General features: G+C 47.4%; 11 protein-coding genes. 4 read left to right on the top strand and 7 right to left on the bottom strand.

The window, feature by feature from the left end:
- Window positions 1–118 precede the first annotated feature (118 nt).
- Both MHB43_RS09390 and MHB43_RS09385 read right to left on the bottom strand, forming a co-directional pair.
- Entirely contained in the window at window positions 119–559 is a 441-nt protein-coding gene (locus tag MHB43_RS09390) for a DUF350 domain-containing protein (protein WP_221822936.1), read from the bottom strand.
- 50 nt (window positions 560–609) lie between these two features.
- A complete protein-coding gene (locus tag MHB43_RS09385; protein ID WP_339183483.1) occupies window positions 610–2,976 on the bottom strand; it encodes an endonuclease MutS2 in 2,367 nt (788 codons plus the stop codon).
- A 187-nt stretch (window positions 2,977–3,163) separates the two neighbouring features.
- Between MHB43_RS09385 and MHB43_RS09380 the strand changes: the two genes are divergently transcribed.
- Window positions 3,164–3,523, top strand: a complete 360-nt coding sequence (locus MHB43_RS09380) for a phage holin family protein (RefSeq protein WP_017689637.1) — start codon at window positions 3,164–3,166, stop codon at window positions 3,521–3,523.
- A 220-nt stretch (window positions 3,524–3,743) separates the two neighbouring features.
- A complete protein-coding gene (locus tag MHB43_RS09375; protein WP_221822923.1) occupies window positions 3,744–4,130 on the top strand; it encodes a cytochrome C oxidase subunit II in 387 nt (128 codons plus the stop codon).
- A gap of 104 nt (window positions 4,131–4,234) precedes the next feature.
- Here the strand turns inward: MHB43_RS09375 and MHB43_RS09370 are convergent, their stop codons facing one another.
- The 4 genes from MHB43_RS09370 to abc-f all read right to left on the bottom strand — a co-directional run bounded on the left by MHB43_RS09370 (window position 4,235) and on the right by abc-f (window position 13,176).
- Window positions 4,235–6,943, bottom strand: a complete 2,709-nt coding sequence (locus tag MHB43_RS09370) for a hypothetical protein (RefSeq protein WP_405131830.1) — start codon at window positions 6,941–6,943, stop codon at window positions 4,235–4,237.
- Window positions 6,944–7,081: 138 nt separating this feature from the next.
- Window positions 7,082–9,535 (bottom strand): phenylalanine--tRNA ligase subunit beta, encoded by a 2,454-nt coding sequence (pheT, locus tag MHB43_RS09365; RefSeq protein ID WP_405131829.1) that lies wholly within the window; start codon window positions 9,533–9,535, stop codon window positions 7,082–7,084.
- Between the two features lie 82 nt (window positions 9,536–9,617).
- Window positions 9,618–10,652, bottom strand: coding sequence for a phenylalanine--tRNA ligase subunit alpha (pheS, locus tag MHB43_RS09360; RefSeq protein ID WP_017689641.1), 1,035 nt, complete (start codon window positions 10,650–10,652; stop codon window positions 9,618–9,620).
- Window positions 10,653–11,283: 631 nt separating this feature from the next.
- Complete coding sequence (gene abc-f / locus MHB43_RS09355) at window positions 11,284–13,176, bottom strand: ribosomal protection-like ABC-F family protein (RefSeq protein ID WP_339183478.1); 1,893 nt, start codon at window positions 13,174–13,176, stop codon at window positions 11,284–11,286.
- An 849-nt stretch (window positions 13,177–14,025) separates the two neighbouring features.
- Between abc-f and MHB43_RS09350 the strand changes: the two genes are divergently transcribed.
- Together MHB43_RS09350 and MHB43_RS09345 are read left to right on the top strand one after the other, a co-directional pair.
- Window positions 14,026–14,250 (top strand): type II toxin-antitoxin system HicA family toxin, encoded by a 225-nt coding sequence (locus MHB43_RS09350; RefSeq protein ID WP_405131828.1) that lies wholly within the window; start codon window positions 14,026–14,028, stop codon window positions 14,248–14,250.
- 84 nt (window positions 14,251–14,334) lie between these two features.
- A complete protein-coding gene (locus tag MHB43_RS09345; RefSeq protein WP_405131827.1) occupies window positions 14,335–14,661 on the top strand; it encodes a type II toxin-antitoxin system HicB family antitoxin in 327 nt (108 codons plus the stop codon).
- 79 nt (window positions 14,662–14,740) lie between these two features.
- Here the strand turns inward: MHB43_RS09345 and MHB43_RS09340 are convergent, their stop codons facing one another.
- Window positions 14,741–15,139: a hypothetical protein gene (locus MHB43_RS09340; protein WP_105597985.1), complete on the bottom strand. Its 399-nt coding sequence runs from the start codon at window positions 15,137–15,139 to the stop codon at window positions 14,741–14,743.
- Window positions 15,140–15,268 lie beyond the last annotated feature (129 nt).

Raw genomic sequence — 15,268 nt, 5'->3', positions numbered from 1 at the left:
TTAAATCAACCTTTCTCTTTCAATCATCATGTATTCATCACATAGATCACACCGATGGCAAAAAACACAATTGATGCCGCAAACAGAATCCGTATCAGTATCTTCATGACCGGTCCCCCTAGATAATACTCGCGCCAATAACAAACGACAATGAAACGGAAATAATCATGGATATCAATCCGACAGCTCGGTTATCCGCTTCGATCTCCTTATCAATGGAGAACACGGGTGTCAGGAATTCGAACAAAAAATAGGCAATGAGCAGAAGGGTAAACCCAACAAACGACCACGTCATGGCTTCATACACCGAAGATTTAGCCTGTATGCAGAAACGCAGTACGTTGCAGATTCCAAAGATCTTACCTCCTGTAGCCATCGCAACGGCTACATTGCCCTTCTTGATCTCCGTCCAGCATTTATACTTGGTCACCAGTTCGAAGCAAGCCAGAAATACAAGCAATTCCATAATCGCTACCGAGAAAAAACCGAGTACCATCCCCAAGGGATGAGACAGCAATTGGTCAATGCTTTCTATCACGCACCGTTCCCCTCTCCCCATCTGCGAACTTCATGAATAAGGTCGCAGAATATCATTGATTCATGGACCGGCTATTCCAACTCTGCGACGGTCACACCGTTCCCGCCTTCTCCGTAATTGCCCAGCCGGTAGCTTTTAATATGTTTATGCTTACGCAGGTAATCCTGAATACCGGAACGTAAAATTCCCGTACCTTTACCGTGAATAATATAAACTTGGCCCAGGTTGGCAAGGAAAGCTTCATCAATGAACCGATCTGTCTCCATCAGGGCTTCTTCCAGGTTGGTACCACGCAGATCCAATTCACTTTTCACATTGTCATCACGTGTGCGTTTCATACCCGTTACCGGTTTTTGTTTCGGTTTGGCTGCAGGAGCCGATTGCTGCAGTTCCAGGTCATCCAGGGATACTTTCATTTTCATAATCCCCAGTTGTACCATAGCGTCTTTGCTGCCCGACATCTCTACAACATGGCCTTTTTGATTCAAACTGTAGACAAGCACTTCATCACCTGGACCGATGGCACGAGTCTTCGGCGCTGTTGCCGTCTTCTTGACCGTTTTTCTGCGTTTCTCCGGTTCCGCCTCGTCCAGCTGTTTGCGGGCAGCAATGAGTCTGTGCTCCTTCACGGAAGCACCTTCTTCCATAGCCAACAGGCGAAGATCGGCTATAATCTTCTCCGCTTCCGCTCGCGCCTTGTCCACAATGCTGCGTGCATCTTCTTCTGCTTTTTCAATCCGGCGATCACGCTGCTGTTCCAGCTTCTCCAGTTCGGTCTGATGACGACTGCGTAATTTCTCCATATCCTGGCGTAAGCTCTCTGCCTTCTCACGCTCTTGTTCAGCCGTAAGACGGTTCTCTTCAAGAGAAGCAATCATGTGCTCAATCCGTTGATCCTCTTCCTTCACTTCGCCACGGGCGTAGTCGAGAATGTAACCCGGCAGTCCCAGTCGCTCTGCAATGGCAAATGCATTACTTCGTCCAGGTACACCCACCAGAAGGCGATAGGTTGGACTCAGTGTGTTGATATCAAATTCCATGCTGGCATTAATGACACCTTTACGCTCATATGCGTATGCTTTCAGTTCACTGTAGTGAGTGGTTGCAACCATGCGACATCCCGTCCGGTGCATATGCTCCAGCATGGAGATCGCCAGTGCGGAACCTTCAGCCGGGTCTGTCCCTGCTCCAAGTTCATCGAGCAACACCAAACTTTTCGGCGTCATGTTTTTCAGAATGCGAATGATGTTGGTCATATGACTGGAGAAAGTACTCAGATTCTGCTCGATACTCTGCTCGTCCCCAATGTCTGCATAAATCGCATCAAATACACATAACTGACTGCCATCCTCAGCCGGAACAAATAAACCGGACATTGCCATCAGGCTGAGCAATCCAATCGTTTTGAGCGTTACCGTCTTACCACCCGTATTCGGACCTGTCACGATAATGGATGTGTAATCATTGCCCAGCTCTATGTCGATTGGAACCACATTTTCGATCGCAATCAGTGGATGACGGCCTTTCTTAAGCTTCAGGAACCCGCGGTCATTCATGCGAGGCAATGTTGCTTTTAGTTCACGAGCGAGACGTGCTTTGGCAAAGATAAAATCAAGTGATCCCAGCAAGTCGACATCATACAACAGCCACTCCCCCTGCTCACTGACAAGTGCCGTCAATTTCTGCAAAATAATTTCTATTTCGCGTTCTTCCCGAATCCGGGTTTCACGTAATTTGTTGTTCATGGCAACAATGGATTCCGGCTCAATGAACAATGTCGCACCCGAACCGGATTGATCATGCACAATCCCGCCAAAGTACGAACGATATTCAGCTTTCACCGGGATTACAAAACGGTCTCCTCTGATGGTGATGAGCTGATCCTGAAGCATCTTGGATACGGTAGAGGATCGTATCATGGAATCCAGTTTTTCGCGAATCCGTGCTTCTCCGCCTCGCAGCTCACGACGAATCTGCGCCAACGTTACGCTTGCACTGTCGGCAACCTCTGCATTATCGTCAATACAGATTTTGATGGCATCCTCAAGCGTTTTTTGCTCTGACAGTTGATCACTGATATAGAACAATGATTCGATGGGCTCATCTTCATGCAAAGTACCAATCTGACGTTTCAATCGCCGCGCCGCGAAGGTTGTATTGGATATTCCCAAAAGTTCGTGAGGGTTAAGTGTGCCTCCAATTTCAGCACGTTTGATGGAAGCCGTAATATCTACAATTCCCCCAAACGACGGTGAGCCTTTCAGGCGATCAAATGTGAAGGCTTCATCGGTTTGTTGCAACAAGCGCTTCACTTCTTCAAGTTCACTGCTTGGTTCAAGTTGCTCCGCTTTCTTTTTTCCCATGGTCGTCTGAGCAAAGCTAAGCAATGTATTTAAAATTTTGCGATATTCCAGTGTGTGTAAAATTTTCGTGTCCAAGTGTACAACTCCTTCCAAACTATATCTGTATTATAACGAAAGAAACTTTCTTACGCTATTTAACGAATCCTTCCACACATAACTTCAACCATAGCACCACAAACTACAGGTGTCAGGATTGTGCAACCTCTCCATCCCCCTGGAGTTGCCATGCTCAGTTCAATCCGAATAAAAGGAGGTAAACACCATGAATTTCCTGGGACATGTCGTGCGATTTATCATCGCTGCAATTGTATTAATGGTGGTCAGCTGGATCGTTCCCGGATTCGCCGTTGGTGGCTTCTGGAGCGCCCTGTTGCTTGCTCTCGTCATTGCCCTGCTCGGCTGGATCGTTGAAGGTATCTTCGGCAAAAGGGTCAATCCGTTTGGTCGCGGTATTGTCGGATTTATCGTTAGCGCACTGGTGATTTGGCTTGGTCAATATGTTGTGGATCATGTTGAAGTCAGCCTGCTCGGTGCCATTCTCGCTGCGCTGGTTATCGGGATTATCGATCTCTTCATCCCGGTATCCACCCCTTTTGATGCCGGACGAAGCTCCAAAAGTTAATCTCCACTTCACCTTAACGACCCCATGAATTCTCCTAAACCTCTGAAGGCCCTGGGCCGGAAGGGGTTTATTTCATTCGGGCAGTACGCATGCTCTGCCGTACACGTACAATTTTCAAAAAAACGACATACGCAGCGTGTACAGGCATCCACATATTGCGGTATGATGACTGGAGCAATCATTCAAATTTTATCCATATCACGCTTTAAGGAGGCACATAATGAAGAAAGGCATAACATGGCTCGCTGCCTGTATGTTAATTCTGGTCCTCACTGCATGTGGAGGAGCGAATCCGTCCGCAGACTCTGACAGCAACGGGTCGGATGCTGGCGTTACAGCCAGTGAAGAACTGGTCATCAAGGCAAGCAACTACAAATTTGATCAACCCGAGTACCATCTTAAAAAAGGTGTCCCGGTTAAGATTGTTTATGAAAATGTGAACGGAAACCACGGTATTCTTGTGCCTGAGCTGAATCTTACGCTCGACACCAGAAATAGTTCCAAAGTGATCACCCCGGACAAAGTCGGTGAATTTGAAATGTCCTGTTCGGTCTTCTGTGGTTCCGGACACAGCAGCATGATCTCCAAAATTATCGTTGAAGAATAGTATTCAAGACAAGGAGCCCCCGCAGCGACGGGAGCTCCTTCTTTAGTATAACAAATTGTACCAGAGTGCGTTGCACACGAGCCAGTTCTGCTACAATCAATCCGCTAGGTCTGGTCCTGTTCAATCAATTCAATCCATTCGTTATATTCCGTCTGCAATTTCGTATATTCATCATGCAACTGACGATATTCCGTGTTCAGCTGCTCAGCCTTCTCCTGCTCCATTTCACGTTCAACCTGTAACAAACGTAATTGATTGGCCGCTAGTTCGTAACGCTCCCCCATCGCAAGCAGTTCAGTTTCCATGATCTCTTTCTCTTGGGTCGCTTCTGCACGTAACTTGTCCAGCTGCTGTCGTTCTTGCTCCAGCCCCTCCAGCAACTCACTACTTGCAGCACTTTCTCTCTTCCAAACCGTTAGTTCATTCTCAAGTGCAGCCCAGCGCTCATGCCAGGATTGTTCCTGAGCCGCCCATTCGTCTGCACGGCGTTGCCACACCTGGTTGTTCTGCTCTGCTTGTTCAACGCTTGAGTGAAGTTCTTCTTCACGTCTTGTCAACTGCTCCAGACGGGATGCCAACTCGGCCTGTTTGGCTGACAGTTCTTCGTGTTTGATCTGCCACTCCAATGCTTCTTCCTCAGTCTGGGCTAGCCGGCTCTCTTGCTCCGAGTAGCGCTCGGAAAGTTTAGCTGAAGACTGTCTCGCTTCTTCAAGTGCGCTCACAATCTCTTGTTTCTCCTTGCTCAATTCATCCAGCTTGGAACTGTAATTCTCTTCCCGTTGTAATGCATCACTGTAATCATTACGGATTTGTTTATAGTTATCCTGAAGTCGGTTCAGCTCTTCCCGAACAACATTTAGCTCAACTTCAAGCTGATTGCGTTTCTCTTCCAAAAGCTCTGCATCCTTCTGGTATTGCACAGCCTCTTCATGGTTAAAACGAGACTCTTCCTTCACCACGGACAGTTCATCATGAAGGGATTGCACACCAGACTCCAACGTTTCGTTTTGTTCAGCAACTTCAAGAATCTGATTCTCCAGGTCCCCGATCTCAGCCAATCGCTGCTCAGCAAGGTTCTTCCAGGACTGCTCACGTTCCGTAAGCGTACCGATCTCATTCTGCAATGTACGCACCGCAGCATGAGCCTGTTCAAGCACTTTTTGCAGTCTGCGCTGTTCCTCTTCCGACTTCACTTCAGCCTCACGAAGCTTTTGGGCTTCCTGTTCAAGCTGTGCATGTTGCTCCTGAAGTTTGCGCAACTGTGCTGTGAGAGAGGTTTCTCTATCCACAGTTTCATTATACTTCTGCTTCCATTGTTCCTGTGAATCACGGGATTGCTGGGCAGCCTGTTCCGTTTCACGCAGAAGCTCCTGCAACTGGGAACGGTCCTCTTTCAACTGCTCCAGTTGTTGTTCCAGTTCCGTAATTCGGCGAGTCTGAACTTCCTGCTCTTGTTTACGGACCCCATGCTCATGATGTAACGATTCCAATTGACCACGCTCGTGCTGAAGCTGCTGTTCTTGCTCTGCAACCATGTCCTGTGCACTGATGAGCTGGGTCATTACTTCTTCTAATTGCTCTTCGACATCTAATAGTCGAGCCTCCGCCTGTTTACGTTGTTCCTCAAGTTGCTGTTTGAGCTTGCCCTGTTCTTCTTGCAACAAGGCCTCTGCCGCCGCTTCGGCTTCTTTCGCCTGGGACGCTGCTGCTTCCTTGGCTTGCTGTAATTGCTCCTCGAGGGCTGCTTCTTTCTCCATCCATTCGAGTTCCAACTGCTCGGATAACGCCTTGAACTCCGCATTCAACTGATTTATCTCAGTCAGGCGCTGCTGCTCCGCTTGTTCCTGCAAGTCAGCCCGTTCCCGATTCGCCTGATCCGTGAGCTCTTGTGTCTGTTGCAACGCTTTTTCTTCAGCCTGTTGAAGACGAAGTTCCATCTGTTGCTGAAGTTCCTTATATTGCAGCGTTGCTTCTTCCTGAGCTTTCTTCAGATTGCTCTCTGCCTGCTCCAACTCGGACAAAATGGCCGACTCGGCTTCTTCCTTGGCTGTCTGAACCTGCTGCGCAGCTTTGGCTTCAATCTGCTGACGTTCTGCAACGGCACGGCTTTCGACTTCTTTTAATTGAGTTGCAGTCTTGTCTTGCAACTCTTTATATTGCGCCGCAGCTTTGGCCTGAGCCTGCTGCAATTCGGCTGCAGAACGGTTCTGAGCTTCTTTGAGCTGGGAAGCGGCCTGTGCCTGTGCAGTTTTAAGCTGGTTAGCCGCTTTCTCTTCCATTTCCTTCAGCTGTTTCGTTCCCTTGGCTTCTGCTTCCTTCAGTTGTGCCGTCGCTTGGGCCTGCAATTTCTGCACTCGCTCCGTTGCTTGAGCGCGTTCTTGCTCCAGCAGCGTATTCAACTTGGCTATCTCTGAATTTTTGTCAGTTTCGGACTTTTGCAGCGCCTGCTCTGCTTCAATCTTCAGCTTTTGCAAATCAGCAAGAGCCTGATCACGCCGTTCCAATTCTTGTTGATGTTCATTTTGTATGGCGTTCAACCGATTCAATTCGTTTCTCAGTTCTGTACGTTCTCCAGTGAGCATCTTCAGTTCATTACGGATTTCCTGAGTCTGAAGAGACTGTTCAGCCATATGTACAGCCGCCAGTACCGCAATACGCGGAGTATCCAGACGGGAATTTTGCTTGGAGATTGCGCCCATACGCTCATCTACCAGGTTAGCTACTTGTTTCATATAGTCGGCACTGCTGCCAACCAGTTTATAGGAAGTCCCGTAGATCTCTACGGTGACGCGTGTACGATCAGGTGTAGTCACAGTTGTGCCCTCCTTCAAGTCTGTATGTTGATTCTAAGCTGTAATCACAAAAAAGTCACATCGATCCTCTAATGCTAAGGATTCGATGTGACTTCAAACAATTCCTGCTAATCTTTGTTCAAAAAATCTTCTTTTGTCCTATTTACGCAATTCCGCTCCGAATTGCTCTTCCAGACGAGCCACTACACGGGCATGAACTTCAGTAACTTCCTCATCGGTGAGTGTACGTTCACGATTCCGGTATACCAGTGCCATCGCCACGCTCTTCTTGTTTTCACCCAGTTTACTGCCAGTAAACACATCGAATACCTGTACGTTTTGTAACAATTCACCCGCCGATTCACGAATGGCGCGCAGCATATCTCCAGCTTCAACATCCTCATTCACAACCACCGCGATATCACGTTCCATGGCTGGGAAACGCGGAAGCTCACGATAACGAATGTCAGCGTCTGCTTCGTTGTAGATTGATTCAAGTGCAATCTCTGCGATGTACACATCATTCAGATCATACTGCTGTTGCAGTTCCGGGTGCAATTGACCCAATGTACCGATCAATGTGCCTTCCCCGCCATCCTTACCTTCCAGGTAAACCGATGCGGAACGTCCCGGATGGAATCCTTCAGGGCTGTTTGCTACCAAGCGGATGCGTTGTTCAAGCCCCACATAGGCGAACAGATGCTCAAGCGCACCTTTCAGATCGAAGAAGTCTACTTTCTCCGCTCCAACATTCCACTGCTGGCTTGCACGATTCCCGGTGAGCAGCAGCCCTAGTACTGGGATTTCATGGGGTTGTTTGGTCAACTGATCTTCTTCGGTGAAGAACACATTGCCCACTTCAAATACAGCCAGTGAATCCTGTTTACGGTTCATGTTATACACCGCTGCATCCAGCATTTGCGGCAAAATACTCGTACGAAGCACACTGCGGTCCTCACTCATAGGCATCGCGAGTTTCACGGCTTTACTTCCTTGTGTCAACGCCGGGAATAGGGTCGCTTTATCCGGGTGTACAAAGGAGTAACTGATCATTTCCTGCCAGCCACTGCCGGAGAGCAATCCACGAATGGTGCGACGCATCGCTTGAGAGCGTGTATATGCCCCTGGAGTCGTTGGTCCTTCAATCCATGTGGTTGGAATGCTGTCGTATCCGTACAGGCGTGCAATCTCTTCAAACAAGTCTACATCAAGCGTAATATCCCCTCTGCGTGTTGGTACTTCCACATCCAGCAATCCTTGATCAGCATCACCACATGCAAAGTGCAAACGAGCGAAGATGGTTTTTACCTCAAGCAAAGACAGATCAGTTCCCAGATAACGATTCAGTCTATCCAGCGACAATTGAATTACACGTTTCTCCGCAACTTCTGCTCCAGCTTCCACGATTCCCTGGTGCACTTCACCTTCAGCATAACGCTGAATCAGTTCAGCCGCACGATCCAAAGCTGTAATCACCGCACCCGGGTCTACTTCCTTCTCAAAACGCATGCTTGCTTCGGAACGCAGCCCCAGTTGGCGCGACGTTTTCCGAACGGTTCCGCCGTCGAACTTGGCGGACTCCAGCAACAGATTCACCGTGCCTTCCGATACCTCGGAATTCTCGCCACCCATAACCCCAGCGATGGCTACAGGTTTCACGCCGTCCGTGATGAGCAACATGTGCGGCTCCAGCTTGCGCTCCTGTCCATCCAGTGTAACAATCGTTTCGCCTTCGTTGGCCATCCGCACTTCAATATGGCCCTTTTCCAGCTTATCCGCATCGAATGCATGTAGCGGTTGACCGTATTCCAGCATGACATAGTTCGTGATATCAACGATGTTATTGATTGGGCGAACACCTGCTGCCATGAGACGGTTTTGCATCCACAGCGGGGAAGCACCCAGCTTAATGCCGGTTACATAACGAGCTGCATAGTGACTGCATTGCTCCTGTGCCTTAATCTCTACAGAGATATGATTCGCAGCCGTATCACCAACTTCAACCAGTTGGTCTTTGGGACTTGGCAGCTTCACTTCACGACCCAGAATGGCACCCACTTCATAAGCCGCACCACGCATGCTGAGACAGTCGGAACGGTTCGGTGTCAGGTCCAGTTCAAGCACATGATCGTCGAGACCAAGAACCTGGCTGATTGGCGTGCCAACCTCCGTTTGTTCTGGCAGAACGAGAATACCTTCCTGCTGATCTTTGGGCAACAATTTATCGTTCATGCCCAGCTCTTTGGCGGAACAGATCATGCCAAGGGAGACAACACCGCGCAGTTTGGCTTTTTTGATATCCAATCCACCAGGGAGCTTCGCTCCAACCAGGGCTACGACTACTTTTTGGCCTGCATCCACATTTTTCGCACCACACACGATCTGCAGATCTTCTTCCTGTCCGGCATCGATGACACATACATTCAGTTTGTCTGCATCGGGGTGTTTCTCCTTGCTCTTCACATAACCTACAACAACTTTATTCACGCCCTTGTTGCGGTTCTCCACTACATCAATTTCGACACCCGCACGGGTGATTTTCTCCGCCAATTCCTGTGGCGTCACACCTTCAAGGGAAATATAATCAGACAGCCAATCTGTCGGTACTCTCATGGACGTTCACTTCCTTCATCTATAAATTGGTGTTCCCGGTTCATTCGCTTGCTCTATATGGTTAATCTTTCTTGTCTTAGTGTTACAGCCGTCCAAATTGCTTCAGGAAGGTCAGATCACTGTTATAGAAGTGACGGATATCATCGACACCATATTTCAGCATCGCGATACGTTCTACGCCCATTCCAAATGCAAAACCACTGTATTTCTCCGGATCGTATCCACCCATCTCCAGTACTTTCGGGTGAACCATACCGCCGCCCAAAATTTCAAGCCAGCCTGTTTGCTTACATACGCGACAGCCACTGCCGCCACATTGTACACAAGTTACATCCACTTCCGCACTTGGCTCTGTGAACGGGAAGAAGCTTGGACGCAGACGAATTTCTGTGTGGGAACCGAACATTTCGCGCACGAATTGCAGCAGGGTTCCTTTCAGATCGCTCATACGAATGTTTTCGCTAATGACCAATCCTTCAACCTGGTTGAATTGGAAAGAGTGCGTCGCATCGTCGTCATCACGGCGGTATACTTTACCTGGGCAGATGACTTTGACAGGCACTTCGCCCTTCATGCTCTGCATGGTACGTACTTGAACCGGAGATGTGTGGGTACGCATCAACAAGTCTTCTGTAACGTAGAAGGAGTCCTGCATATCGCGCGCCGGGTGATTCTTCGGCAGATTCAATGCTTCAAAGTTGTAATAATCCATTTCGACTTCAGGACCTTCCGCAACGCGGTATCCCATACCGATAAAAATATCTTCGATCTCCTGTACCACTTTGGTCAGCGGATGCAGTCCGCCTTGACGCCCACGACGTCCTGGCAGGGTTACATCAATTTTCTCGGATTGCAGACGCTTCGCCGTCTCTTCCTTCTGGAACTGGTCCTGCTTGCTGTCGATAACTTCCTCAATGGCAGCCCGAACATCATTGGCTACTTGACCAATAACTGGACGTTCCTCCGCACTAAGTGCACCCATACCACGCAAAATCTCAGTTAATGCACCCTTTTTCCCCAAATACTTTACACGCAGATCACCGAGCGTCTGCGGATCATTCACACCAGACAACTGCTCCAGCGCTTCGATCTTCAATGCCTCTAAACGTTCTTTCATGTGTAATTGCCCCCTTTTTGTGGTGTTTTTGCAACAAAAAAAGGCCTTCTCTCCCCTGAAGGGACGAAAAGACCGTGGTACCACCCTTGTTAGACGTCCATTGCTGCGTGGCCTTCTGGCTGCAACTGGTTCTGTCTCACTTTGTACGGAATAACGACCGTTAACCGTTTGCCCCTACTGTTGCCTCTGTGTCTGCACACAAACAGGTTCAGGGAACCGCTTCGGAGTGAATTTCGGCAGCCTTGTTCTACAGAAACGCTCTCAATCTACGGCGCTTCCTCCCTGTCCAGAGGCACTGCTTACTTATCTCCATCATCACGTTTGCTTTTAAGTTAAACCTCTAGAGGTTGTCAAAAAGTCCGCTTTTGATTACGAATGATGCCTAGCGGCATGATCAGTGTCGAATATGGAATTCAGCCGAATAAGCAGATGCTTACGAAGTATGTTTCCTTCGGAAACATTGTAGTTGCTCACGTAGTTTTCCTACGCTCCGCTACTCCATTTCTATCTTCATCCCATCTTCTTGGTACTGAAAACCGATCTTTTTGAACACTTACCTATATCGATGTAATCATCGATGATCGTTCATAATTATATGCAAAATAGATCGAAATAGCAAGCCGTCCATGTTCTAATTAATGCTTGCACCCTTATCTTTCAATTGTTTCAGGCGCTGCTGGATTTCACGAATCTCAACTGCCTCGACTGCTCGCTCATTCGAATGCTCGGGCTGTGTCAGACTGTCTTTTCCAGCAGTGCTCACAGGAGACAGCAACTCCGATAGTCGCATCTCCAATCGTAACCGCTCGTCATCGGATTCCCGGGTCTCCAGCGCCACCTCCCGAAGTTTGGTGGACTGCTCCCAATCCGACACACCTCCTTCAAACAGAGTTGCTGTGCCACCAGCCTCCAGATCGCATAATCGATTCGCAAGTGACTTCGTCAGCATCCGGTCATGGGATACAAGTACCAAAGCACCTGAAGCCTGCTTTAATACATTTTCCATGACTTCCTGGGTATCGATGTCCAGATAGTTCGTCGGTTCGTCCAGCACCAGCAGATTTGCTCCGCCAAAGTACAGTCTCAGAAATGCCACTCTGCACTTTTCCCCCATGCTCAAATCCCCAATGTGCTTGAACACATCATCTCTGGAAAATAGGAAACATCCCAGAATGGTACGTGCCGCACTTTGTGTCATGGATGGAAGGGTAAGCAAGCTGTCCAGCAGCGTCAGATTTTCGGGAAGCCCTTCCAGCTCCTGTGAAAAGTAACCGATTTTCAGCTGTGGATGCCGTGTGACCTTGCCTTGGGAAGGTTCCAGTTCACCAATCATCAACTTCAGCAGTGTTGTCTTGCCCGTTCCATTAGGACCTCGTACAGCAAGCCGATCGCCGCGTTCCACAGCAATCCGAAGATCGCGCAGCAATGGTTTGTCTCCCGTATATGAAAAACTCACCTCTTCCAGCGCAAGCAGCTGGCGTGCAGCCAGTGGATTCATCTGTAATTCCATGTTCAACTTGGCGGCTTCACGAGGTTTATCCACCCGTTCCCGCTCCAAACGCTCCAGCTGTTTTTGTTTCGCATGGTAACGTGAAATATTTTTGTTAGCTTTGGCTTTGTAAAAGCTCTGGGTGATCTTCACCTCCACATCAGTCGCTGAATTATGCGCTTTATGGAACCACTCCTGATAATTTCGAATCGTTTCTTCCAGCGCCTTACGCTCCAATTCCTGCCTGCGGTAGATCGTTTCCTGTTCACGTAATTCACGCTCTTTGTGGATCTTGTAGTCGGAGTATCCGCCCTTGTATTTGGTCAGGGTATCTGGACTGAACTCAATGACTCCTGTTGCTACCTGATCAATAAATGTACGATCATGTGATACAAATAACAGCGTACCTTCATATGAGGATAACCACTCTTCCAGCCAACGCATGCTTCCCTCATCCAGATGATTCGTCGGTTCATCCAGAATCAGGAACTTTGGTTTGCTGACAAGCAGCCCCGCCAAACGAGCCTTTGTTTTTTGTCCACCACTCAAGGAATGATAGGGTCTATTCCAATGCTCTGCGGATAATCCAAGGCGAGTCAGTACTTTCTCTACCTCAGTCTCCCACATATAACCGTTCAACTGTTCGTATTGCTCCATCACTTGTGTATAAGCTGCAAGCAGCTCTTCATCCGCTTCAGTGCTCATGCTCAACTGTTGTTCCAGTTCTTCCAAGTTCCGTTTCACTTCATAGATCTGACCGCTCTCACGCCGGACCGCATCCAGTACATTCATCCCGGTCTCAATCTCCGAGCGCTGGCGCATGAACCCCCATTCCTGCTGAGGAATATGACGTTCAATCCGTCCACCACCATGCTCCTCACCCAAAATGATGCGTAACAATGTTGTCTTGCCGCATCCGTTGCGACCCAAAATGGCGAGTCGTTCGCCCTCATTAATCTCCAAATTCAATCCTGTAAACAATTCAATACCGTTCCACTCTTTTGATACTTCATGTAAGCGTACCAATTTCATCATGAGACCTCATCCTTCCTGCATCCTTTTTGCTGAACAAAAAAAACCGCTGGCATCAGCCGGCGGTTTGGCAATTCAGGGTTGGATCAAGCATTCAAAGACAGATCTAAGGTAAGCTACGGCATGAACAAAGAAACCCAAAATACAGGGTACACGTAAACCTCAATGGCTTACTTGCTCCATACCTTTTCCCATAGCTGAATTTGGACACACGAATCCCCTTATTGCTCAGCCGCTCTGGCTGACTGCGTCATAAAACCGTCTGCAGTTAACTGGGGTTCAATTCATGTGTTTTACTTCATGGGACGTATGGTTACCTCTCATTCATGTGTAGTATCAATTTCTCCGTTATTGTACCAGATCATTGTAAAAAAGCAAAGGGTATATAAATTAAACTAAAGCATACTTACTTACTTACTTACTTACTTACTTACTTACTTACTTACTCGCCACTCCGATGACAAAGCAACCTTCTGATCGCTGTTACCACGGGATTTCTTTTAGGGCAATAAAAAAAGCCCCTGCATCGCAAGGGCTCCGGTACTGCTTCGTTAAGCGGGTGATGGGAATCGAACCCACGCTATTAGCTTGGAAGGCTGATTCTCACCCTATTCCGCTGTAGTCTTACACAGTCAAAAGACAGATGAACTCTCGTTTTTAAACCTTATTGGCAGTCATGACCAGCATGTACAAACGTTGAATACACAATCAACTGCCCCATGACTGCCCCTTTATAATAGAAGGAACACATCCGCCAAAAATAAAACAAAACTGAATTGTTCCAAAACTGAATCAATAACCCTCTTACATAAATGGTACTATATATGGTACTATATATGTAGGAGGTGAGACATGGCTAGGATAGAAAAATTGGTCCAAAAAATGAAAGACCGCCCCAGTGGTATCCAATATGATGAAGTTGCCAAGGTACTCCGGCATCACGGTTATGGGTTAGTGAGAAGCAACGGCTCGCACTTCCATTTCCGGAACCAAGCAGGAGACCTGATAACCATCAAAAAGGAACAACCACTAAAGGCGGCATACGTCAAAAACGTACTGGACCGGATTGGGGAGTAGCACCTCCCCTTTCCTTAATTCTCATCATATCCTAGCCGATTATTAATGGCAAATCATAGCCAAAAGAAGGATTTAGCGTACTACATGGCCCTCCCGTATACAATACAAATCAGACCCGTTAAGGACGAGAGCGGTGATTATTTCTTCGCAACTGTTGCGGAATTAGATGGGTGCCAAAGCAACGGAGATACTTTTGCTGAAGCATACGAGAGTGTTCGGGAAGCTATGGAGGGACATCTGGCGGTAAAGCTGGAGTATGGTGACGACATCCCTGAGCCGATCGGTGAGGATGAGTACAGCGGAAAGTTTAATTTGCGGGTTCCCAAGAGCCTGCACCGACAATTGGTTGAACGGGCAGCGGCAGAGAGTGTTTCGTTGAATCAATATTGCCTGTACAAATTGAGTAGATAAACAAAAAGAGCCCTGCTGACCAATTGAGGTTAACAGGGCTCTTTTTGTTTGTAAGTATTAAATTCTACAATACTATTACCTAATTAATAAATCCTCCCCAAGTGCCAGTCCATGAGAAATTCAAGGTTCCTTTGCGAGAAGAATTGTCAATATTCTTTACTGCTATAATGTAAGAATCTGAACCAGTAAGATTTGTGAATTTACCAGATGGACTCGCTTTAGTTAACAACCTTTCAACAGAGTTTCCGGTATTCCCATTAGTTAGGATCACCTTTATATTCCAATCTTGATTAGTAATATTATTTATACTAAATTCAACTGTTCCTTTTGGATCAACATTCAAATAAGAGAAAACGTTTATAGATGAACCATTTTGGGCTAAATCAAAATTTTTAGAAGATACTTCAGCAAAGGCAGGCATTGCAAAAGAAAACACCATTAAAACAGAGAGTAAAGTCATAAATAATTTCTTTTTCACAGGTATTCCTCCCAAGATCATTTTTAAGTTTTAAAGTAGTTCAATTTGTTGCTGAATACCTAAGATTGCTTAAAAGTAAAACCAATTTAAGTAATCAAATCCACCAACTTTCATTTAATGGAATATTAT

It is taken from the genome of Paenibacillus sp. FSL H8-0317 (genome assembly GCF_045040685.1).
Taxonomy (GTDB): domain Bacteria; phylum Bacillota; class Bacilli; order Paenibacillales; family Paenibacillaceae; genus Paenibacillus.
The sequence above is the reverse complement of the archived record's forward strand: the minus strand, read 5'-3'. Positions and strand labels throughout refer to the sequence as shown.